Below are 23,295 nucleotides of genomic sequence, written 5' to 3' on the forward strand. Positions count from 1 at the left end.
TATTATTTAGTTAATTACAATTTATCCCCTAATTCTGTTTCTGACAATAATATCCTTAAGTTGGGCTTTTAAATCCTCGCCGGTATCAAAAACCATTTGTTCATTATTAGGAAAAGGCACAGAACGTTTATTGAAATAATTCATATAATTATCCTCGCAGGCATTTCTGTCTCCTTTGTAAGTCGAGTAAATATTCTCAAAAATATATTCGCTTGTAAGCGGAAAAGATTGCATTAACTGATTCGTTTTCAAATCGACATAATCTACTTTTGCCGTTACCTGACAAGATTTAAATTGTCTAAACTCATATATATTAGCACGAAGCATTCTGTAATTTTCGACTTTTATTTCATTGCCCAAACTATCTTTAACAGGTCTTCCTCTGCTGTCCAAAAGCGTTTTTACACCATCTTTTACTTGTCTTTCCTTGATGAATTCCTTTTCTTTAATTTGCTCGGGCGAAATATTTATCTGTACAAAGTTTACGATCATGCTATAATCGTAAGTAACATTTTTTTGTCTTGCGCTATGATAAACAGTCCATTTATCGTTTAATCCATACGTTTTAATATCCAGTAAATCATCCTGAAGCTGCTTCGGAATCACCATATTGGTAACATTTGTAGCATAAATATCCACAAAATCAGTTCCTTTAAACTGCGCATCTTCCATTAATTTTTTTGCATTCTTGTATCCCGGATTTATACTTTCCAGATAGAAAAAATCGTCGTATGCTTTTCTAAAATCCAATTTGTTTTTTGATTTTAAAAGCGCCGAAGCATTCTCATACAAGTATTTAGACAAGGCATTTTTACTGCTTACAATCTCATTCGAATAATTATCAAACGGAAAAGAAGCTGTTTTTCCCTGCTTCAATAATTGCAAAGGCAATAGAGGTCTTATTTTTTCCTGACGATTATTCAATTGCATATACGTATTATAAATACGTTCAGCATTTGCAGGATTCGCTTCTTTAGACATCAAATCAAGATCGCGCAAATCCCGATCTTTCGCTTTTGCAAAAGCTTCTTCCAGTAAATACACATAATCCTGTTTCCCTTTAGAGTCTTTTTTAGTCTTCAAAGCATCGACAGCGCGATCTATTGCGCCATCATAATTTCCGTCGCTTAATAAAGATTGGGTGGTTTTTACCCCACAAGACGAGAGTATTAAAAATAATAAAGCGAACAGTAAAGTAATTTTTTTCATCCTAAAGACATTGATTTTTCAAGGTGTAAATATATCGGTTTTTAGATGAATTCAGTTACTGTAATTTTTAAATTTCCGGAGCAGAAGTTTTCGTTTTTATAATAACCTTTGTTCCCGCTTTCGCCTTTATCTCTCCATTTCATTACGAGGATATCGGCTCAATCGGGGCTAGATTAGAGCTTTAGTTTTTATAAGAAGTCGTAGTGTTAACGTATAATGTGTGTTTACGATGAACAAAGTAGATATACGTAAAGCATAAACACAAAGAATGGTTTGCGTAATATTGATTACGGAATATTTGGATGTGATTTCTCCCTTCGGTCGAAATGACACAGCAAACTAATTTTCAAAGTGATAATTAAGAAACTCAAACATTGGATTGAAATCATTAATTAATGCAAGTTTCTTATCTCTTCTCCATTTTTTTAATTCCTTTTCTCTTGCAATTGCTTCCTGAATCCAAACATGTTTTTCATAGTACACTAAAAATTCCAGATTATATTTTGATGCAAATGTTTTGGTTTTAGTTTCCAGATTTTCTTTGTGTTGATACAATCTTAATTTTAAATTATTAGTTACGCCAATATAAAAGGAGGAACGATATTTATTAGTTAAAATGTATATGTAATATGAATGAAAGCCTGTTTGAGGATTTAGCATAATTATTTTTTGTACTAAAATACTTATTTTATTAGGTAAATAAGATTTTGTCAAATTTTTTTTTATATGAGTTTGTGTCATTTCGACAGAGGAGAAATCACATAAAGGAGTTATGTGCAAAGTATAAACACAAAGAATGGTTTGCGTAATATTGATTACGGAATATTGGGATGTGATTTCTCCTTTCGGTCGAAATGACACAACAAACTAATTTTCAAAGTGATAATTAAGAAACTCAAACATTGGATTGAAATTATTAATTAATGTAAGTTTCTTATCTCTTCTCCATTTTTTTAATTCCTTTTCTCTTGCAATTGCTTCTTGAATCCAAACATATTTTTCATAGTAATAAGATTTTTTTTGCATGAGTTTGTGTCATTTCGAGAGAGGAGAAATCACATAAAGGAGTTATGTGCAAAGTATAAACACAAAGAATGGTTTGCGTAATATTGATTACGGAATATTGGGATGTGATTTCTCCCTTCGGTCGAAATGACACAACAAACTAATTTTTAAAGTGATAATTAAGAAACTCAAACATTGGATTGAAATTGTTAATTAATTCAAGTTTCTTATCTCTTCTCCATTTTTTTAATTCCTTTTCTCTTGAAATTGCTTCTTGAATCCAAACATATTTTTCATAGTAATAAGATTTTTTTTGCATGAGTTTGTGTCAATTTCGACGGAGGAGAAATCACATTAAGTAGTTATGCGCAAAGCATAAACACAAAGAATGGTTTGCGTAATATTGATTACGGAATATTTGGATGTGATTTCTCCTCTGTCGAAATGACACAACAAACGACGAAAAAAAAGTATTTTCTATATTTTATTTCGGCCAATACAAAAAATTAAACTTATGACCATCCGGATCAGAAAATCCAAAGAAATAGCCTTGTCCGTATTCTTGTGGCTCAGCAAAAATTTTCCCGCCGGCTTTTTCAACCACAATTAACCATTGGTCAACTTCCTCTTTGCTTTCGGCAGACAGAGAAAATATGATTTCATTTCCAAGTTTTAAATCAGCCATTTCAGCATTAACAGCCCACTTAAACTGATCCTTTACAAAAAAATGAATGATAAAATTATCATCGCCAAACAAAAAACTTCGCAGTTGCTCATTTGTATTGTGACCGTTTGGTTCAAAACCTAAAGCAGTATAGAATTTGGTTGTTCGGTCTAAATCTTCGACACCTAAATTCGCCCATATTTTTTTCGTTTCCATAAGATTCATTTTAAAAAATTAAAACTTAATTCCGATTATTAAATAATAACCGAACTATAAAATTATGAAATTTTAAATTAAAAGAATTAGGAACGCGAAGATGCACTGCTGTGCATCTCTACGGATTTGGATTATAGAGTTAAATTTCTATTTCGGTTCTAAAAATTACGACGGCTTCTCCTTTTATTTGAATTAATGCAGGTTTATCATTCTCAACCAAAACTTTGACTGTTATAGTTCCAAGGCGGTTTATTTTTTCGCCTTGTCTTCCATTGAATTCAAATTCGTTGTTTTTAAAAGCGACGATATTATTTTGTATTAAATAACCAGCCAACGGTCCATTTGCATTACCGGTAACAGGATCTTCATTTATGCCTATTGCCGGAGCAAACATTCTGCCATAAGTAAGGATATCTTCATTATCAGAATCGAATGTGAAAACAAAATAGCCATTGCAATTAATCTGGGTACTTAATTCGGCTAAATCATTATATTTTGGAGACAGAGTATTAAGCTTTTCTCGGCTTTTAATTCCAATCATAACTTTTGAATGTCCGGTAGAAGCAATTTGAATTGGACATTTTGTATCAATATCGTCATAATTGAGCCCCAGTGCTGCAACCATTCTTTTTTCGGTATCATCGTCGAATGTTGGACTAAGTTCAAAACGTCCTTGTGTCATTAAAACCTGATAATCTCCATTTTCATTGATAATCTCAAAAGGAAGAATGCCAATTTTAGTTTTCATCTTCAATACACAAGAATCTAAATTATCTTCCAGGGCTTTGGCATACATTGCTGCAATTGTAGCATGACCACAAATTGGGACTTCTATAGTTGGAGAAAAATAACGTATTACGCCATCGCAATCGTCACTATCGGGTGAGAAAAGAAAAGCCGTTTCAGAGTTATTTAATTCCCTCGCGATTTGTTGCATTTCAGAATCCTTTAATCCGTCAGCATTTACAACTACTCCGGCTGGGTTTCCTTTAAATTTTTCTTTGGTAAAAGAATCTATTTGATATACAATAAGTTTTTTCATGATTTTAAACGTCTGGGCAAAAGATTTTTGCTTTGTTTACTTGTTTTATAATTAAGGATTTTGAGTAAAATCCGCGAAACTGATGTTTCCGTTTCCAAATATATAGATGTTCATTTTATTTTTTTTCTAATCGATTTGCATTCCGCTTTCAGCATCAAATTGATCTTTTTCGTTTTCGGTCATTCTGCTTCTTAACAATTTTATGGTGTAACCCCCAAATAGTTTTCCGTTTTTGAGATACATCCAATCACTAATGTTTGATTTATCGACCTCTATTTTGTCTCCTATTTTGTATTCCGTAATATATTCAGGTTCATTGTCTAAAATCCCCCAATATTTTCCATCTTTATATTCAATATTACTTAGCCAAATATGTTCATTTCCCTCCGAAGTTTCAAATTTAACTTTCAATGATTTAACTTCAATTTTCGGATTTTGTAATGCTAAATTAAAATCACTTAATGTTTGATTTGCTTTTGCAATTGCTTCAGACATTTCTTTATCATCGCTTTCGACGTTATAAATTGTAGGTTGATTTTCTCTTTCTACTTTATCTGAATTTTTGCATCCGGCAAAGCAAAATATAATTAGGACAATTAAGACTTTGATTTTCATTTTATTGTTTTTGTAGCGTATTTAGATTTTTTTTGTCTGATAGGCAACTTCCCAAAATATAACCGAAAAAACAGCATTTGCTATTACGGAAGTTTCTATATCATAAGGATCATAGTTGGAGAAAAGATGTAAATCTCCAAATTTGAGCGCTAAAACTAAACTTACAGCGGCAATAATAATAGAATAAAGTATATTGAATAAAGGTGTCCATTTTAGTATCAAAAAAGAGTAAGCAAGATTTATTATCGTAAATCCAAAACCTAAAGTAATAAATAAATGGTTGATCTTTAGTGAACTATCTGTGGTCATTAAAAGTACGGTCGAAAAATAATAAACAACCAGAAGTATGATGTAACTAAAAAATCTGTTTTGTAATTTCATTTTGTCGTTTATAATAAATAAATGAAGTTGGAGGAAAGTTTTACTTTCTGATTAGTTTGAACGTTTGGTTTTTGATTAGATTTTTATTTTTTACTTTATGGTAATCCAATCTGCTTTTATTTCGGTTCTCGTTGGTTTTACCGGAATATCCACATCATTATATTCTCCAATTTGATTATTTTCATTGGTCATAAATACAAATTCCCAATTGTTTTTTTTATCTTTTATAGATTCCCATTCCATCATTAAATTCTGTTTGATTTTAATATCTGGATATTTTGTTTGTATTTCTGCTACTGTAGATTTGGGATTTAAACCATTAGTTGTCTTTAGATTTTTGCTTAAAGCAATAATAGCGATTATTTTTTTTGAATCCATTTGGGGAACAAGTCCTATAACAAATTCATTTCCTAACGAATAGAGATAAGCTTTTCCGCCGCCATCAAAACCAAAATCATAAGCTTCAACTTCTTTTTTTGTGAGTTGTTTTAATATCTTTTCGGCATCATTAATAGTCATTCCAACTTTTATTTCGCCTATTTGTCCTTTTGATATTTCGAGTTTTTCAAAATCAAAATTTTTACTTTTTTTTACTTCAGATTTCACTTCCTGAACTCTTTTATTCCAGGTTTCAGCTTGTTTTTCGGTATTGTCTTTACAAGAAAATTGAAGTATAATCAGGATTAGTAAGGATAGTTTTATTTTCATTGTTTCCTGCTTTTCACCTGATAAACAATTTCCCAAAAGATAATTGAAAGAAGTGCATTTGTAAATATTGCTGTTTTAACCAGATAAGGATCATACTTTGAAAGCAGGTGTAAATTTGCAAAATTGACCGCTAAAAACAATGCAACGGCGGCAATTGCAACAGAACATATTATATTGAGTAATAGTGTCCATTTTAATGCGAAGAAGGCATAAATAAGATTTAAAATTGCAAAACCAAAACCTAAAGTTATATAAGGATCCGTTTTTAATATTTCTCCCAATGAGAGTAAAAAAGAAGTTGCAGATAGATATAAAAAGAATAATATTGAATAAAGCAGAATTCGGATTTGTGGTTTCATTGTATTTGTTTTTTAGTGAAGTTTAAAATGGGGTTTTAAAGGTATTTATTTGTTGTTGATATTTAATGAATCTGGAGTAATTTTTTAAACAATGGTTTTTCCAAGTTCCGTACTTTTTATAGTAAAACCCTCAAAAATTAAACAGCCATAATTGCTTAAACTTTCAATTGTTTGCAGAATATCTTGTTCCGACAAAAGTATTTTATAATGTTCAAATAATTCATCAATATTTGAAAAATCATTTTTTAAATAGTGCAAATATCTCAATACTGAATCTTCCTGATATCTTAGTCCCCGAATAAAGCAAATCTGTAAATTCATTTTTTCAATTATTGCTTTTTCCAGGTAAGTCAGAGTTCTTATGGATTCTAAAATATAACTATGATCTTGATTTCTCTGTGTTTCTAAGGTATAATTTATTCCTTCGTATTCAATTTCATAAATAGAATGTGAAAAACGTCGATGTTCTTCATTAATTTCGGGTTTAATATAATCTTGCAATTTTAATTTTAGTTCTTTTTCTATATCGTTTTTCAATATTTGAAGTTCTTCAACCGGAATAGAAAAAACTTTTACAGATTCGATTTTGTCTACATCAGATAGGGTTGGAATATTAAATTTAGAAAGAATCAAATAGTCGTAAGAACCATAAAATCCTAATTTTTCTGATTTCTCATCGTTGGATAAATACAAAACTACACCATCCTGAACCAATTCATTATTGATTAATTTTTGATTGCTTTCTTTTTTAAGATGGCAATTGTAGCAAATATCTTTTGGCAGGTGAGGGCTGGTTGTTGGAATTATCAATTTATTACACCCCAAACAATTAATGCCCAAATATCTGTCTGACCATTGAGGACAGTTATCGTCCGGTTCATTTTGCGAAGGAAAATAAAATTCTAAATTGTATTGTTTCTCTGCGATTGCTCCCAGTTCTTTTGCTAAGCTAATTTCTGTAAAAGGTTCATTTTTGAAAAGTCTGATATCTTCGCCCAAACGAATTTGTCCCAACAAAAAACGGTTGGTACTTTTATTAAAAAACGAATCATTTTTTGTATAAATAAACAAGCATAAAAACCATCCACTTGTATCTCCATCCCATAAAGCCTCTAAAACAATTGGTTTACCGCCAAACTTCTTTATCGCACTATCTAATGTTTCAAATGTTGTAATATCTGGCATTTATTTTTAAACTTTTAAAATGTTGGAAAACGGATAGATTCAAACTCTAATAATTTTTAGTTTGCTATTGCGATATTTTAATCAGTGATGCTTATTTATACTGGAATATAAACTGTTTTGTGTGTCTAAATACTTCATAATCTCTTTGTACGGAATTATTATTTCTGAAATATATTCTCCAATTTGATCTTTTTCTTCATTTATGGTTAAATTTTTGTCCAAAACTCTCACTTTAAAAATAAGACCTTCAGAACTAAAATAATTAAAATCTTTTGAATCGATTTTACATTTTACCTTATCATAATCATAGTCCGATTGTTCAAAAGCAAGTTGATATTGGTTTAATAAATCACCAAAGCCATTAGATAAAATTTGTTTGTAATTATTTATTATTTCCTTTTTACGACTATTAGCATAATTTAAAATCGCTTTATTAAAAGCATTTAATTGATTATCTGTTATTAATGAAGTGAAATCGACTAATTTCATTTTGTTCAAATCGATATTCAGAAATTCATTGTATGGCGATCCTTTATCAGCATTATTAGTTAGCTCAATATTGTAAACAAGTATTTTATCTAAGCAATAAACGCGTGTACTAATATTTTCGGATTCATTACTTTCTTCATGCAACTTTTGATAAGATTCTGATTCTGAATCCGTAGTAAATATTTTAGAGAGATTAAGACGATCAACTGCATTTTGGAATTTTTTATTATCTTCAGAATTATCAAAAACCGAATCAGGCTGATGAAACATTAAATCAGTATTTTCAGGATCGAGCTCTAAAAGATATTCACTGTTTTTTAAAATGAATTTGTTTAGTGCATCAAACCGTTTTCCATTTTGATAGGAAAACAATTTTATCGATCCATTTTTAAAGGTGTTTTTATCATTATAATAATAGTCTTTAGATTTTAGATCAGAACAACTTATTTTTATAGAGGTTTCGTTTGTCTGAGAATAAGAAAATGCTGTTGATAACAGAAAAAACAAAATTATTTTTAGATTCATTTTTTATATGGTATTAATTGGCGTTATCATCGACAATTGTTTTTACTTTAATTTGCTTTTTTTATTCTTTCAATTTGTCTTTTGTGTCGCAGAATATGTACAATAGCATGTTCTGTAATTTGTTCAATATCATACAATTGTCCCCAACCAGTTTGTATTTTTAGTGAATTATCGGGTTGTTCTAATTCCTCGTCTTTAATTTCGCTGAAAACGCTTTCTGTAAATATGAGAACATTAGTTAAATCATTCAAATATTCTTCAATAGATAAATGAAAAACCTTTTCAGGTCGTTTAGAATTGTGCCCTTTCTGGTTATGAATACTTGTGGCGTAACTATAGCCGGAACTTACAACGTGAGACAGAATTTTTTGAATGGATTTGCAATCTTCATCGGTTGTTTTTTCGTCTATAATCTTAGTCAAATTATTGTCTGAAATATCTTTAATGACATTTTTAAGTTCTAAAATTGCCTGTTCGTATATATCAAGTAATGCTCCAACTGCGCCTTGTCTGTTCATTTTTAGAATTGTTGTTTGGTTAAGGGAAACTAGTTAGTTCTAAATTTTGTTTTTTACTAATCCAATTAAAAGTGTTATGCTTAATGCATTTAATAACAAGAGAATAGTAAGAGGAATATTGTCTTCCAATCCAAAATTATGGTTGAGATAGAGTTGCGCGAAATCATACAGTCCATAAAATAGAAAAATAATACTTATAAAAACCAAACCAATAATTGTAAAACGCAAAACATCTCTAAACTTTGATTTTGATTGATAATTTTTATCTAAAATGGTTAATAAAACTGCAGTAAGAATTACAAATCCTATTAGAGCATAATCACTAATTTTACTTCGCGAATTATGTCCTGCCGAACCTACCATAAATTTAGCAAGTAGAAATAGCGGCAAAATTAAGATTAATATTGCTCTGTAAATTTGGAAGCTTATTTTGTAGATTTTTTTCATTTTTGATGTTTTTAATTTTAAAATAAAGCAGGTAATAAAACATATTTTTTGACTGTAGTTGCCTTTACGAACTTACTAAGAATTTGTAGGGTGAAGATTTAGTTTATTACTATTTTGTACTTTTTTGATGTGCTATCTCCGCAGAGATCATCAGTTCCGTCATCATTGTAAGTAGATGGACGAACTGTTATTGAAATAGTAAATTCATAGGTACCTCTAGTAGTAGGAATGCCGCTAAAATTTATTTTATTATTATTTACAATACTGTAATTAATGCCGGGAGGAAGGACGTCTTTAATTGAAATAGAAGAAATACCATACTCACCCGTTTTTGTGTTTAACATTTCGTACGTTATATTATCATCATACTTAATGCTAATAATCCCAGCAGTTAATTCTTTGGCGATGAGATTTGGTCTGATGCCAACAATGCAATCTGAAACGGTTTCGCAACTTGTAAATGAAAGTAGAAAAAAGAATAAAAGAATAATTTTAGAGCGTTTATATTTTTGCATTTAGTTTATTTATTGTTTTTAGTCCCAATTACAAATAGGGTCTGTTTTGTGAATGCTATAGATCTTATTTAATTTTGGCAGTTCTGAGATTGAATTATATCTAATTCTGAACCATATCGTTCGCGGTATCCTAGTTTAAAAGCTGTTTCAATATCCATGCACGCTTTTTTAGTTTCTTTAAAACTTAAATAAATCAAAGCCCTGTTTCTATATGCGTATGAGTTTTCAGGAAAAAGCTTTATCGATTTATTAACGTCTTCCATAGCCTGTTTTGTAAATCCTAGCTTTAGATTAGAATAACTTCGATTGCTGTACGGTAAAGGAGAATCAGGCTCGTCTTTTATAATTTTACTGAATATCTTTTTTGCTTCCAAATAATTTTCTTTTTGCTGATATAGAAATCCCAGGTTATTCCAGACATTATTTAAATTAGGATTTATTTTAAGTGCTTTTTCGCAATAGAATATGGCTTTGTCGAATTCTTTTTTGTTAAGATTTATTTGTACTAAAATAATAATTGTTGAAAGGTTTTTGCTGTCTAATTCTAATGATTTTTCGAAATTATGAGAAGCACTAATTTGTAAATCTCTTTTCGTATCAATCATTCCTAATGAATAATAAATTGAACTTTTAATAGAATCGTTTTTAGCTAGTGGAATGTATTTAGAAAAGGAATTGGACGCATCTGCTAAATCGTCTAATTTTAGTTCAAGTACTGCTTTAAATAATAATAATTCGTTTGTTTGTAAATCTTTTTCTTCAATTGTATTTATTAAATTTAGTGTCTCTCTATCTTGTTTATTGTCAGGTAAGAGCAGGATTTTTTTTAAAATTGTACAAGTTTCTTTCGAAATGAGAGTACTATCAAGAGCAGAATTAATTTCATAGTCAATAGTGGTTGCCATTTCTATCTGATTTGTACTTTTTACAAATGTTTGTTTCTGTGTTATTTTTTGAGCATTTAAAAAATGGCAGCTAAGCAAAAGTAGTATTAGAATAAAAGCTAGTTGTTGTTTCATTTGTTTGATTTTGTTATGCGTAGGAAACTTCCAAACTAATTGTGGCAAGTATTATTAATTTGCTGTTTGTTGCAAAAGCGCCTCTATTTTGGCTTCTGATTTTTCTTTGATGGCGCTATCAGGATGAAAACTCCAGATGATCAGGAATTTCCCTTTAGCAAGATATTCTTCCGGATGTTCGTCTGTTGGTTCGCCTTCTTTTCGCCATAGCAATCCTTGCAGGAAACGATCGCCTTTGAATCTGTTTTCAAATTCAAAATACATGATTGATCCGCTATCTGTTTTACTTTTGAAACTTTGAATTTCTTTACTTTTCACGGTTCCAACAATGTTGCTATACGTTGCAATATCGTTATAAAAAGTACAAGCCTCAGGAGAAACACAATTGTGACCGTCGCTCAAAGTATAGGATTTAGGAATTTCTTTGCCTTTTAGTTTTAAATCAGCGATAGTCTGGCTGAATAAAGTTGTAGTAAGTAACAGGAATAATGCCGACAGGGGAATCGTAATTTTCATGGTTTTGATTTTAGTGGTAATTGAATTTGTACCAAGCTAAAATAGTTTTTTTATTTGAGTTAATTAAGGTTTGTTCAGAAGAGTAAAAATATTCGTAAGCCAGCGGGCAATGTCATTAAGTTAAGCTTTAAAAAAATAAAATTATTGCAGATCAAATCCGTTTTTATCCGCGTTTTTACGAAGTAAATCTGTTTTATCCGCGTCAAAATTAGACGCTGATTTTACTGATTCGCTAAAGCGAAAACGCTGATAAAAACGGATTTTTTAAATTACTTTCTTGATTAAACGGTTAAGTAATTTTATAGATTCCCTCTTAACTTAATGACATTGGCGACGACGACGGGGGAGGCAATTCAAAACTACACTTTGCGAGGCACTATGCTAATAAAGTTAGTCCGGTTAAATTGGCTTTTCCATTTTTAAGAAATTCATAGGTCATTCGGTCTGCATGACAGTCTATAAATTGAATACCTTTTAGTTTTCTGCCTTTAAAAAAAGTATTTATTAATGTTGCATTCTTAAAAGTCACTTTCGTAAAAGAGCAATTTTCAAAAGAACATTCTTCTATTGTACCATTAAACACTACATCAGAAATTTGTGATAATTTAAATGTTGCCAGGTTCCAAACAGCATCTTCTATGATACATTTTTTAAGTTCTGACGTCTTTAATTCAACTCCTGAGAAATTTGCTTTCGAAAAATTACAGTTTTTAATTTCAGTCGAAGAAAATTCTGTGTCTATAAGTAAACATTCAATAAATCGATTGTTGTCTAAGTTAGAAGTCTGAATTTTACTATTTCTCAAATCTGAATTAGAAAAATCGCAACCTATAATATTGTTGGATTTAAGTATTAAGTTCGACAAGTCAGAATCAATTAATTTACAGTTCTTCATATTTGAAGTACTGAATTTGTCTTTAAGGTTATTTAGCCCGGAAAAGTCAGCGTCAACCCAGTTTCCAGATGACATATTCCAACTTAAACCTAAAGTAGTCTTGAGTTTTGTTGTCGAGATTTCTTCAGATTGTTTTTTGGTCGCCTCAAATTGGCTTTCTGAAACGTTAGATTTAAATGTTTCGGAAAAATAGTTTAAGTCCACACCAAGAATTTCGGCAAGTCGGTTTAATGTAGAAATGTCCGGCATTGATTCGCCTCTTTCCCATTTACCAACTGCTTGAGAACTAATTGACACTTGTTGTGCAAGGTCTGCTTGCGAAAGGTTCATTTTCTTTCTGGCTGTAGAAATTTTATTACCTACTGATTTTGAATTTAGCATCATAATTGTTTTTTTTATTTGATACTGCAAAGTTATATTGCCCCATAACCTGTTTACAAATAAAGTCAGCTACCAATAGTTGTTATTAGGCTACTTATAGTTGTTATTGACAACCTGTGGTGGTTTTTTGGTCTTTTTGTTAACTTTGATTTTGCAAGATGTATTACTTTTCGCTACGAGACTTCGCAGAGCAGAGAACATTTTAATCATGCTCTACTAGTGATATAACTTTGTTTTGTTCTAGTGAATATCCAATTATTTTCCCTCCTTCATCACAGTCAAAGCATGGAATATTTATTAATTTGATTTCAGGATTGGCTAAAATCTCATTTATAAATTTTTTATCGGTAATATCTTCCTCCCATGATTTTATTTCTTCATGGTCATCGTTTTCTATAAAGGAAATAACTCCAAAAAAATTATCAACGTTCTTTTTAAAATATGCTTCAAATTGTTTTGGAGTTAAAGATTTCCAATGTTTTTCCATATATTCCTCGTAAACCTTTTGTCCTCCAGAAGGGATCGTATCAGGTTCGTAAATTTCCCGTATAAAATAAAAAGCGTCAAAAGATTGTGTGTAAATAATTTTATTATCTACTGTTATTATTTGCAATTCAGCCTTGGAATTTTTAACCAAACCTGGATTTATAATGAGTTGAAATATGTCTTTAGAATCTTGATTTGAAAAGAAATAAGAGTTAGAAATTTTTATTGTATCAGCAATTGAAAGTTTTAAGTTTTCTCTTTTATCTTCATAAACTACTTTGTTACTTTTGACTTGTAATGTGTCATTGTTCTTACTGTTTAACTTGTTTTCTTTTTTATTCGAATTGCAAGCGAATAAACTCGTCAGAATAATTAAAAATATACATGCTTTATTTGATTTCATAATTTTTGATGGTGTTTTAAAATGTTCTATAACTTTTTATGTTGGAGTCATAAAATGGAGCAAAGTATTTCAATAATAAAATCTTCACATTATTTTTCAAGCGGAACTCCTTTTTTTGACATTTCATATCTTTTCTCAACAAAATAATAAAGAGCATCCAGATCTGAATTGGTAAGATTAGGAAATGCTGTCATTAATCCCCAGCCTTTAGAGATGTTTTCTTTGGCAATTTTATCGCCTTGCTCAAACATTTTATACGAATTTCGGGTATAACTGTACAACCAATCTTTTTTGCGCAATTTGGTAATTCCGCCCAGAGCAGGAGCGGTCGCTATTTTATCCATTTCGATATAATGACAGGAGGCACAATCTCTTTTAAAAATATTTTGCCCTTTTGTGTAAAGAGCATCAGTTTTAATGGTTTTGTTAATTGTGTTGTAATCTATAGATTTTAATGATAAAGTAAAATAACCAACGAACAGAATTAGAAATAAAGAAATTGGTCTGATCATTTTGGAGTTGTTTTTTGGGAATTAAAGTTAATTAGATAATTTTAAAATGATTACTAAAAAACAAAAAAAGCACAGTCCTATCGTTGTCGATACGAAGTCGGAAAGACTTTGCAGAGAAGCAGTGGTTGTTTATTGATATTAATTTGAGAAAAATAGCAATAATTATTTCTTATCGTTCAAATTTATTGAAATTTTTTTGCCAATATCTCTTTATAAAATCCCATTTATTTTCATTTTTAGGAATATTTTTGAGATAAGGAAGTTCTTGTATTAATTTCATCTCTTGCTTTTCTGAATCGCTTATTTTGTAAATAGATATTGATTGTGGATTTTTTTCGACCTCGAAATCACAACCATGTCCTATTATATAGCCATAATTTATTAGCTTATAGTTTTCGATTTTGCTTAAATAACTTTCCCAATTCAAGTCTGCACAACCTGCTTTATTATAAGAATAGTAAAACTGACTTCCTTTTATTTTTTGTATATCAAGATCGCAGTTCTCAATCAATATAAATGCTTGACGTTCCTTATTATACAAGTAAGTATCGCATTCATTAGGAATCTTACTAACCAGATAAATACGAATATCATCATATCCGTCGTTGTCAATATCAGAATATTCAGAGTTAACATAATAATCCTGTTGCTTTATAATTGTGTCACCATGAACAGACAAAAGACAATAAAAAGATTTATTTATTAATTTCTGTATATACTGATGCTTGTTAATTATTAAAGTGTCTGTTTGAATTATTGTTGTGTTTGATTGTTGAAGTTTAGTTTTTACTTCAGAACTATCTTGTTTCTCATTAATAACAGGCTTGTTATTTGTGTTAAAGTTACAAGCTGTTAAAAAAATAAATAACATGACAATCAATTGTTTTCTCATATAAAAAATGCATTTTGTGAGTTGTAAATTTTTGTTAGTACTATTTTTAATGTTCATGAGCGGGACGCTTACGTCAGCGGTGCTCTAAGATTCTTTTTTATTTGAAAAGAATCAAACGTAATTTTTATTAATTATTTCTTTGGCAATTTCAAAAACTTCTTCATCGATTTCATCTTTAGTTGGATCTTTTGCAATTCTTTTAATTTCATGCAAAACCATTTTGTCTTTAATGATTTCTCCAAAAATAATAAGAATCCAATACTTCCAAACTTGATCTTCACTTTTTAAAATTTTCAATATTTCAGAAGAAATTTTTTCTGAGAAAGGAATTAAAAATTCCGCAATTGGTCTGCTTATTGGCCAGTTTATATCTTGTAACCATTTTAGTAAATCTGGAATAATTGGTTCGATTTCTTCAAATGAATAGTTTTTTAGTTTTTCGACTGTTTCAAAATCAAATTTATCTTTTGGGATTAAAGTTTTTATATTCATCTGATTAAGATTTGTTGTTATCTAAATATTTTAAAAAATAAAGACAAAATGAAACTACAGAAATCAAAAAAACGACATTATAAATTTTATATATTATCTGTGTCTTTCTTGTTTCATTTTTCCATTGGATAGTAAAATAGTTATAATGTCTTTTAAATTCTTTCTTATTGAAATATTCTATAACAAAACAAATCAAAACAAAAGAAAGATAGACGAAAGGAAAGCTAATTTTTAAGCTTGAAAACAGCGTTTTCTTTAAAATGGTAAAAAACATCAATACTATAAAAGCTTCAATACACGAAAGTGCGGTCGTTGGTTTTAAGCCGGTTTTTGAACCAGTATTGAGATAAAAGAAACGTTGGTATAGTTTTTTAATGTCCAAAAAAGTTTTTAAAAGATTACTTCCCTTTATATAATTTTTCTATAAATTCTACTTTTTCTTTTTCAACCTGAACCAAACGTTCGTAAAGTTCAACTACTTTATCAAGAGGATTGAATGTACAATTATAATTGCCAGCATTAATTACACTGTCTTTTGTATCGTAATAAGTATTGAAGTAATTAAAAACGGATTCTTCCGAAAAATTTTCAATTGCTTCTACCGTAACTCCAAGTGCTTTTGCAATTTCGATAAGTTTTTTAGTATCAACTTCTTCGCTTCCTTCAATTCCTGAAATTGCTTGTTGGTTTGAACCAATTGCTTGCGCAAGTGCTTCTTGTTTCATACCTCGAAGTTCTCTGATTCGGCTAATGTTTCTGCCAATATGTTTTGGTTTTGCTGCTGTGCTCATAATTCAAAGATATTTAAAATTCTTGAGAAAAATAGATGTTGGTAAAAAACATGGTTTTTTGACACGATACTGTTTTTTCTAGATTTTGTGTGAAACAAATATATGGTTTTCCTTACGAAATAATTTTATTATTTGCATATCGTGTCTTAAAAATTGGGAAACTTCAAAGAGCGGGAAATTCTTTTTTTTTGGTCTTATATTTTGGATCGCCATTGACTTAGGGATAAATAACAGCTATTCTCATAATTATCCATATTTATATTAAAGTAAGAAAAATGCGTAATATTTATTGCTAAATAAGTTAAAAATAAGATTTTTATTAATTAACACAATGCATGAGAAAAAATATATAATTTCTGATAATGAAAAGGATAGTAACATATTTTATTAACAATAAAAAGAGAAAAAGAAAAAACAATTATAATAGATGTTTAAAACTTATTATTTGTAACTTTTTTTTTACAAAAATGTAAGCATTATTGTTATCTTTACTAACATAATTATTATGTTTTTATTTTTTATTTGAGAAAATAAAGAAGGAAAATAAAGAGGAATAAATTAAAATTTAATACAATTAAAAAGAAAATGGATTTAAATGAAATAACAAAAAAAGTTATAATGGTATCTGATCAGTACGAGAAAAATTGCAATATCAAAAGAGATGCAGATTGGTATATTTTAAAATTACAAGAAGAATTAGGAGAGTTAACTCAAAATTATCTTTCATATACGCTTAGAGGGAGGAATAGAAATCTAACACAAGAAGAATTGAAAAAGAATATTTCGAATGAAGTCGCTGATATTCTGGGACAAATTTTATTATTCGCAAATTATCATAATATTGATATAGAAAAGTCTATGGAAGAAAAATGGTTTACATATCTAAAATAAAATTTCGGCAAGTTTCTGTGTCAGGAAGAGCATTTTGTGAAGTGAAACGGAACAAAATATATAGCAGAAAGTCCGACCCGCATTTTTCGGCGGGAGATGCGCAAAATATTTCAGTTAAGAAAGGAATATTATCGAATTATACAAAGCACAAGATAATAAGATACTTATGCTTTGTATAATTTATACTTTTGAGAATATTACTTTCCTTTATATAATTTTTCTATAAATTCTACTTTTTCTTTTTCAACCTGAACCAAACGTTCGTAAAGTTCAACTACTTTATCAAGAGGATTGAATGTGCAATTAGCAGCATGTATTGCGCCATTATTAGAACTGTTATCGTAAAAGTTATTAAAAAAATTAAAAACGGATTCTTCTGAAAAATTTTCAATTGCTTCTACCGTAACTCCAAGTGCTTTTGCAATTTCGATAAGTTTTTTGGTATCAATTTCTTCGCTTCCTTCAATTCCTGAAATAGCTTGTTGGTTTGAACCAATTGCTTGCGCAAGCGCTTCTTGTTTCATACCTCGAAGTTCTCTGATTCGGCTAATGTTTCTGCCAATATGTTTTGGTTTTGCTGCTGTGCTCATAATTCAAAGATATTTAAAATTCTTGAGAAAAGTAGATGTTGGTAAAAAACATGATTTTTTGATAATATACCGTTTTTCTTAGATTTTGCGTAGAACAAATATATGGTTTTTCTTATGAAACAATGTTGCTAAGTTAGGAGATTTGCAGAGCACAAGAGAGTAGAATGAAGTTCATAACAAGAATTAAATTTATAGCTTTACCGCCATGGCAACTCTATAGAACTCATATCCGTTTTCGATTCGATTTGGCAGATATTTTTCGCGGTATTCTGTGGCACCCATATCTTCCATAATCGACATGTCAAATTGGTTTAAATAATTTGATAATTCCTCTGGTTGAAATCCAAAAGTCCATTTTTCTTCAAGTTTGTTTAGGTCTTTCAAAAGTTTTTCTCCGCCTAAAAAAGAAGTCGGATTTTCAAGTATTTCTTTATGAACGTAAGTAAAAATGACGTGGCTGTTTTTTGCAAACTTTGAAATAAAAGAAAATGTATTTTTTACTGCATCTTCTGTGAGATAATTTGTTACCCCTTCCCATATAACGGTTGTGGGTTTTGTAAAATCAAAATTATGCTGTTCTGCTAATTCTTCGAGACTTTGCTTATTGAAATCAATTTGAAAAAAAGAAATGTTTTTTGGGAGATGTTGAATGCGATTTTTATAGATCCGGGTTTTAAAATTCGATGTATTTGGATGATCAATTTCTATTACAGGAATTGTCTCCAGATAATTAAGACGCAATGCTCTTGTATCAAAGCCAGCGCCAAGAATTATTACTTGTTTTACTCCTTTCTTAATTGTTGATTCAAGAAGGTCGTCAATATATTTTGTCCTGGCAATTCCTGAAGAAAGTGCACCTGGGATTTTATTTTGAATTTTTGAGTTTATGTATTTTCTAATAATTGAATATCTGGAAATACGTGTTATAAATCTCAATTTTGCTTCAAGAAAATGTATCGCAAACACATCAGAGAATAACCTGTCATTTGAGTTTCTTTCTGTTTCTAATGCTCTAAAAAAAGCCATATATTGTGCTGTACGACTTGTTCTATCTATTTTCATAATTTTCTATCTTGAATGTTAGCTTTTTGCCGATCGTACTTTTGTGCTTTGAAATTTTGAAGCAACATATTTTTGGCTAAACGGAAATACGAATTTAAACAATAATTAATCGGCTATACAAAATCTCGTGACTTCCTGCTTATTCCAATATTCTTTTTAAGTTACATATGCTTAACTGTTGTCGCTACAATATCAAGAAGCTTTGTAGATGATGGAAAAGCAGAACAAAGGATATTAATCGCAGTTTTATTCATTTATCATTCGATTAATTACGTGTTCAGGAAAACCAAACGTTATAATTTTTCCATTGTAATTTTGATCGTAATAATAATCTTCAAAATTGGTTTCATAATTATAAAAGGAGTAGTAGATTCGTTGTTTGTTTTTAGGATTCTCATAGATATTTGTTTCTGTTTTTGGTCCAAAAAAGCCGTATTCAATAACTATTCGTCTATGTCTATCGCTTTTGTTTTCGTTTATCCATGCAATTTTGAAGTTTTCGTTTGTTTTGTTATCTATTTTCCAGTTTTTATCTAATAGGTCTAAATGATGTTTTTTTCTATGTTTATTAATAAATGAAATTCCATAACGATTTGTCTTCTTTATATAAGTATCAAAAATGGAATCTTTAGATAAAAATAAAGTTATTATCAAGATTATCAGAATGACTTGAAACGGTTTGCTTTTCATTTATTATTTTTGTTTAACCCGTTGGGTGTAATGCATAAAAATTTAATTTAAACACATAGTAACATAGATTTTATGTGTTTGGAAAAAGTAAATCAAAAAGAAACTCGTTTCTAACACATAGCTATGTGTGTTAATGCAAGTGAAACGCCTTTTTTAAGTTCAATAATGCTATGTTTCTATGTGTTAAAAATAATTGCACCCAACGGGTTTTTGTTTAATATTATTTTACATCATGTAAACTCATTTTCCAACTTCCGTTTCCGGGACGAAAAAAAATGGGGATGATACCAAATAAAAAACCAATTTTTCTTTTAAATTTCCAGGTTCCAATAATTTCAGCTTTATTTTCAGATAAAGTTCCGGAATAATATAATGTTGGATGTTTTCTTTCTAGATCTTTCCTTTCTCCTTTTAAATCTATCTGAGTATTTATTGGCATTAGCTTTTTGAATGAAACTTTATTATTTACAATTTTACCTGTAACTTTTCCGGTTTCTTTCATTCCACCAGTTTTGATATCGTCATTTACGATTCCGTCAAAATTAATTCCGTCAAATTTTTCAATTATAATTTCAAAATTAGTTTTTTCAAAGCCCATTGCTTTCTGTATTCTTTGATTTTCAAACTTATAGTAACCATTCCAGTTTCCTAACATCTTTATAATTTTAGTTGTTCTTAGTTTTTATTTGACTTTTTTATTTAGGTATTATTGTTTTTCCACTTTCCATTTTTTAATACAAAAGTGAAATGAAAAGCAGTTGTGTTTTTTAAATAATCTGTAAAAGAAACTTGAACTGTATCGCTATTTATAGCATCAAAATTTAATATAAATACCTTTGTTTTATTTGATTTTAAATTTGTAATCGTTTTTCCGTTAACAATCATATAATCACTATTGTTGGGTATTTGTTCATTTGTATAAGTTTCTATTTTGGTTAGAACAATTTTCTCAGTCTTTTTGAGAGGTGTAGCAAAAACATTTTCGATTTGCAAGATATTTTTGTGCTTTAGTTTATAATATTTAAATTTTATGCCGTCGATTATGCTTGTTTTTACACCAGTTCCACAATCAATATTATGGAATCTTTCTGTAACTAAAAATATTGTATCTGAAGAAGCATATTTATTTTCAAATGTTGCTATGATTTCGTCACCTAATTGTTGTTGGTTTTCAATAAGTTTTTCTTTAAATAAGAAAGAATTGCTAGGTATCACTAATAAAACGATAGATCAAATAAAGAATAGAAGAAATATACTTAACACTACTCTCAGAAACTTGTTTTTCATCTGTTTTAATTTTTCTTTTAAATAATATAAGTGTTTGTTTTACAGGTTTTCACGAGGTTTTGGGATAGCGAAAATAGCATTAAAAGGCGAACGTTGTGCGAAGCCTTCGCAGCCGTTTTAATATTCTTTTTGTTTCTTCATTTAAGCAGCCATATTTCACTTCCACCTGTTGGAAAATAAATTGTATTATCTTCAACAATTGGATTCAATATTCCATAATAAAATGGTTGAATGAAATTTGTGTTTCCTGTTTTTAAATTTACCGAATATAGATTTCGCTTCATAGTTCCAAAATAAATATTTTCTTTAAAATTTATAATATTAGTTTCTGCCGTATCTTTTCTTAAATCTAATGTCCAATTTGTTTTTCCATTTTCAATATCGAATGAAAATATTTTGTTGTCAAATGTGCTTAAAATTATGTTTCCGTTTATGATACACGGTTCATAATACAAATTGCAATTTAAAGACTTTGACCAAATTTCATTTCCACTTTCATAATTTAGCATCAAAATTTTCCCGCTCTTATAATCTTTGGTCAGACAAACTAAAAGTCCTTTTTCTGTTTTAACTTGTGTTATTTTTGAGAAACTTTTGTATTCATTTTTCCAAATAATTTCTCCGTTTTTGTTATTGATGGCTAGTAGATTAGCGTTATATTCTGACAAACCTAAATAAATATTGTTTTTAAAAAATGCAGGTTGATTTGTTTGTGTAATAATTGAATTTTCAGGTAAAAACCAAATTACTTTTCCGTTCGTTTTATTTATTTTACTAAATCCATTTCCCAGAACTGAACCGTAAAAATAATTTTCATCCTGAGATAAATCATATCTTAAATTTATTTCACCGTTTATTTTCCATTTTAACTTTCCGGCGCTATCAAGATACATTAAAGTATTTGCGTATTCAGTTAAAAGTAAATTTTGATGCTCTATTAATGGTTTATAAAAAGGATTATAGTCGGTTTTTATTTTTAAATTCACTTTTGCACTTTCTAAATTTATAGCATAAAAATCTCTATTTAAATTTCCGAAATATAATATTTTGTTTTTAACGACTAATGAAGTTGGTATCCATTCAAATTGGTTATTTCTCCAAAGTAATTTTACATATTTCTGATTATCATCGATTGCATTTTTATTGTCGTTTTTACAACTTAAAAGACAAACTAAAAAAGTAAATATTAAAAATTTGGTTATTTTCATTTTCTAATGTTCATTTAGTAAATTTAGATTTAACAAATCATACCAAATACAAAATCTTACTTTTGATTCTTTAATTTGGTTATATTTTTCATCCAATTGATTGCATCATTCATAGGCTCTTCGGAGTCTGAAAATGCTGTATTATGCCCCAGACTTGGAAACAACTTATGCTCATAATTTTTCCCTTTAAGCTTTAGTTTATCAAGATTTTCTATGGATAGATTCGCAGGAACCTGAATGTCTTTGCCTCCATAAATCCAAAGTCCCGGAATTGATAATTTAGAAAGAATATCATTGGGATTTGTGTCAACAAACTCATATTTATCGGGGTCATTGAATACATGTTTTCTTGCCTCTTCTTCTGAGTGCGTTTCCCAAAATTTCTTATCTCCATTTGTATAAAATTGGAATCTTAATTGTTCTTTAACCGTTATGAGTGCTCCACTAAAGATAGTCATAAATTTGACTTCCTTATTTTTCTCTGCAGTCAATGGAATTATCCATCCAGCTTGACTAGCACCTATTAAACCTATTGGTATTTTATTATTTGACAAAGATTTAGCTAAAGTATTTACAGCAGCACTAGCATCTAGAGACAAAAGATTTAGGTTTGAGAAATCAACATTGTTAGTTCCTACTTCAGGTCCGGCATATAGACCACCAGATTCTCCAACTCCACGTTTATCATACGTTAAAACTGCAATTCCATTATTGGCAAGGAGTGTAGCAAAATTTATAGATCTTTTCTCTTGCCCGGATCCATGAACAATTACAACGGCTGCCTGTATGTTGTTTGGTGTAAAAATAGTTCCGGAGAGTGAATTTCCTTCGCTAACAAATTTTATTTCCTTAGTAGTAAAGTTTGGTGGGATTACGGATGCATAACTAGTGGCAAAAAAAAGCATTAAGAGAGCATACTTGCCTATTTTTTTTGCTTTTAGAATGCTTTTAAAAATTGCCAATTTATTTTTAGGTTTCATTTTTTTAATTATTTCTAATTTACTAATGTTATAATTTAGTTCTTTTATATAAAGCTAAAAATATTCTTTTTTTTCGTATAAATTATCAAAGGAACTGTCTTTTATATTATGAAAATGATTTTGCGTCAGGGATAGAGGCGGTATCCTTTTGTGAAGTGAAACGGAGCAAAAGATATAGCCGAAAGCCCGGCCCGCTTTTTTCGGCGGGAGACGCCCAAATGCTTAAAATTCAATTTTTCTAAATTTCAATTATCCACAATCTTATCATTTCGACAGAGGAGACCCGAGCGATAGCGAACAGACGAAGTAAATCACATCCAAT

Annotated in this window: 30 protein-coding genes; 1 reads left to right on the forward strand and 29 read right to left on the reverse strand. The window is 29.5% G+C overall.

From position 1 onward, the window contains the following. Positions 1-21: 21 nt before the first annotated feature. The 22 genes from EAH81_RS08450 to EAH81_RS08560 form a co-directional block, all read right to left on the reverse strand. Positions 22-1,209 carry a hypothetical protein gene (locus EAH81_RS08450; protein ID WP_140505878.1) on the reverse strand — a complete coding sequence of 396 codons (1,188 nt, stop codon included), beginning with the start codon at positions 1,207-1,209 and terminating at the stop codon, positions 22-24. Positions 1,210-1,548: 339 nt separating this feature from the next. Further along, a complete protein-coding gene (locus EAH81_RS08455) occupies positions 1,549-1,869 on the reverse strand; it encodes a GIY-YIG nuclease family protein (protein ID WP_140505880.1) in 321 nt (106 codons plus the stop codon). 207 nt (positions 1,870-2,076) lie between these two features. Beyond that, positions 2,077-2,235: a hypothetical protein gene (locus EAH81_RS08460; RefSeq protein WP_410501102.1), complete on the reverse strand. Its 159-nt coding sequence runs from the start codon at positions 2,233-2,235 to the stop codon at positions 2,077-2,079. Positions 2,236-2,698: 463 nt separating this feature from the next. Further along, positions 2,699-3,094 (reverse strand): VOC family protein, encoded by a 396-nt coding sequence (locus EAH81_RS08470; RefSeq protein WP_140505883.1) that lies wholly within the window; start codon positions 3,092-3,094, stop codon positions 2,699-2,701. A 139-nt stretch (positions 3,095-3,233) separates the two neighbouring features. Next, on the reverse strand, positions 3,234-4,136 hold the full coding sequence (locus tag EAH81_RS08475; RefSeq protein ID WP_140505885.1) for a PhzF family isomerase: 903 nt from the start codon (positions 4,134-4,136) through the stop codon (positions 3,234-3,236). Between the two features lie 126 nt (positions 4,137-4,262). Then, positions 4,263-4,751 (reverse strand): YegJ family protein, encoded by a 489-nt coding sequence (locus EAH81_RS08480; protein WP_140505887.1) that lies wholly within the window; start codon positions 4,749-4,751, stop codon positions 4,263-4,265. 21 nt (positions 4,752-4,772) lie between these two features. Next, a complete protein-coding gene (locus EAH81_RS08485) occupies positions 4,773-5,132 on the reverse strand; it encodes a hypothetical protein (protein WP_140505889.1) in 360 nt (119 codons plus the stop codon). A 90-nt stretch (positions 5,133-5,222) separates the two neighbouring features. Continuing rightward, a complete protein-coding gene (locus EAH81_RS08490) occupies positions 5,223-5,840 on the reverse strand; it encodes a hypothetical protein (protein WP_140505891.1) in 618 nt (205 codons plus the stop codon). After that, positions 5,837-6,199, reverse strand: a complete 363-nt coding sequence (locus tag EAH81_RS08495) for a hypothetical protein (RefSeq protein WP_140505893.1) — start codon at positions 6,197-6,199, stop codon at positions 5,837-5,839. The genes EAH81_RS08490 and EAH81_RS08495 overlap by 4 nt, the downstream gene beginning before the upstream one ends. A gap of 84 nt (positions 6,200-6,283) precedes the next feature. Further along, positions 6,284-7,384: a hypothetical protein gene (locus EAH81_RS08500; protein WP_140505895.1), complete on the reverse strand. Its 1,101-nt coding sequence runs from the start codon at positions 7,382-7,384 to the stop codon at positions 6,284-6,286. 81 nt (positions 7,385-7,465) lie between these two features. Next, on the reverse strand, positions 7,466-8,398 hold the full coding sequence (locus tag EAH81_RS08505; RefSeq protein WP_140505897.1) for a hypothetical protein: 933 nt from the start codon (positions 8,396-8,398) through the stop codon (positions 7,466-7,468). A 47-nt stretch (positions 8,399-8,445) separates the two neighbouring features. Further along, positions 8,446-8,916 (reverse strand): DinB family protein, encoded by a 471-nt coding sequence (locus EAH81_RS08510; RefSeq protein ID WP_140505899.1) that lies wholly within the window; start codon positions 8,914-8,916, stop codon positions 8,446-8,448. A gap of 39 nt (positions 8,917-8,955) precedes the next feature. Next, positions 8,956-9,363, reverse strand: coding sequence for a hypothetical protein (locus EAH81_RS08515; protein WP_140505901.1), 408 nt, complete (start codon positions 9,361-9,363; stop codon positions 8,956-8,958). 98 nt (positions 9,364-9,461) lie between these two features. Further along, the gene (locus EAH81_RS08520) at positions 9,462-9,878 is read right to left on the reverse strand and encodes a hypothetical protein (RefSeq protein WP_140505903.1); all 417 of its coding nucleotides are present in this window, start codon (positions 9,876-9,878) and stop codon (positions 9,462-9,464) included. 68 nt (positions 9,879-9,946) lie between these two features. After that, positions 9,947-10,897 (reverse strand): tetratricopeptide repeat protein, encoded by a 951-nt coding sequence (locus EAH81_RS08525; RefSeq protein ID WP_140505905.1) that lies wholly within the window; start codon positions 10,895-10,897, stop codon positions 9,947-9,949. Positions 10,898-10,951: 54 nt separating this feature from the next. Beyond that, positions 10,952-11,413, reverse strand: coding sequence for a hypothetical protein (locus tag EAH81_RS08530; protein WP_140505907.1), 462 nt, complete (start codon positions 11,411-11,413; stop codon positions 10,952-10,954). A 376-nt stretch (positions 11,414-11,789) separates the two neighbouring features. Continuing rightward, on the reverse strand, positions 11,790-12,692 hold the full coding sequence (locus EAH81_RS08535; protein ID WP_241676538.1) for a pentapeptide repeat-containing protein: 903 nt from the start codon (positions 12,690-12,692) through the stop codon (positions 11,790-11,792). Between the two features lie 199 nt (positions 12,693-12,891). Beyond that, positions 12,892-13,578 (reverse strand): hypothetical protein, encoded by a 687-nt coding sequence (locus tag EAH81_RS08540; RefSeq protein WP_140505909.1) that lies wholly within the window; start codon positions 13,576-13,578, stop codon positions 12,892-12,894. A gap of 89 nt (positions 13,579-13,667) precedes the next feature. Beyond that, positions 13,668-14,090: a c-type cytochrome gene (locus tag EAH81_RS08545; protein WP_140505911.1), complete on the reverse strand. Its 423-nt coding sequence runs from the start codon at positions 14,088-14,090 to the stop codon at positions 13,668-13,670. 169 nt (positions 14,091-14,259) lie between these two features. After that, positions 14,260-14,982, reverse strand: a complete 723-nt coding sequence (locus EAH81_RS08550; RefSeq protein WP_140505913.1) for a hypothetical protein — start codon at positions 14,980-14,982, stop codon at positions 14,260-14,262. A 111-nt stretch (positions 14,983-15,093) separates the two neighbouring features. Then, complete coding sequence (locus tag EAH81_RS08555) at positions 15,094-15,474, reverse strand: DUF5071 domain-containing protein (RefSeq protein ID WP_140505915.1); 381 nt, start codon at positions 15,472-15,474, stop codon at positions 15,094-15,096. 398 nt (positions 15,475-15,872) lie between these two features. Further along, a complete protein-coding gene (locus tag EAH81_RS08560; protein WP_140505917.1) occupies positions 15,873-16,265 on the reverse strand; it encodes a helix-turn-helix domain-containing protein in 393 nt (130 codons plus the stop codon). 585 nt (positions 16,266-16,850) lie between these two features. On the opposite strand from EAH81_RS08560, the gene EAH81_RS08565 reads away from it, so the two are divergent. Next, a complete protein-coding gene (locus tag EAH81_RS08565) occupies positions 16,851-17,156 on the forward strand; it encodes a hypothetical protein (RefSeq protein WP_206669079.1) in 306 nt (101 codons plus the stop codon). 197 nt (positions 17,157-17,353) lie between these two features. Here the strand turns inward: EAH81_RS08565 and EAH81_RS08570 are convergent, their stop codons facing one another. From EAH81_RS08570 to EAH81_RS08600, 7 genes are all read right to left on the reverse strand, one after another. Continuing rightward, on the reverse strand, positions 17,354-17,746 hold the full coding sequence (locus EAH81_RS08570) for a helix-turn-helix domain-containing protein (protein ID WP_140505919.1): 393 nt from the start codon (positions 17,744-17,746) through the stop codon (positions 17,354-17,356). A gap of 189 nt (positions 17,747-17,935) precedes the next feature. Beyond that, entirely contained in the window at positions 17,936-18,808 is an 873-nt protein-coding gene (locus tag EAH81_RS08575) for a class I SAM-dependent methyltransferase (RefSeq protein WP_140505920.1), read from the reverse strand. A gap of 246 nt (positions 18,809-19,054) precedes the next feature. Then, a complete protein-coding gene (locus tag EAH81_RS08580) occupies positions 19,055-19,498 on the reverse strand; it encodes a hypothetical protein (RefSeq protein WP_140505922.1) in 444 nt (147 codons plus the stop codon). Between the two features lie 220 nt (positions 19,499-19,718). Next, entirely contained in the window at positions 19,719-20,153 is a 435-nt protein-coding gene (locus EAH81_RS08585; RefSeq protein ID WP_140505924.1) for a hypothetical protein, read from the reverse strand. A 44-nt stretch (positions 20,154-20,197) separates the two neighbouring features. Beyond that, positions 20,198-20,713, reverse strand: a complete 516-nt coding sequence (locus EAH81_RS08590) for a hypothetical protein (RefSeq protein ID WP_140505926.1) — start codon at positions 20,711-20,713, stop codon at positions 20,198-20,200. 209 nt (positions 20,714-20,922) lie between these two features. Further along, entirely contained in the window at positions 20,923-21,993 is a 1,071-nt protein-coding gene (locus EAH81_RS08595; RefSeq protein WP_140505928.1) for a PQQ-binding-like beta-propeller repeat protein, read from the reverse strand. Between the two features lie 56 nt (positions 21,994-22,049). Then, a complete protein-coding gene (locus EAH81_RS08600; protein WP_140505930.1) occupies positions 22,050-22,973 on the reverse strand; it encodes an alpha/beta hydrolase family protein in 924 nt (307 codons plus the stop codon). Positions 22,974-23,295 lie beyond the last annotated feature (322 nt).

The sequence above is a fragment of the Flavobacterium pectinovorum genome, from assembly GCF_006438875.1.
Taxonomy (GTDB): Bacteria; Bacteroidota; Bacteroidia; order Flavobacteriales; family Flavobacteriaceae; genus Flavobacterium; species Flavobacterium pectinovorum_A.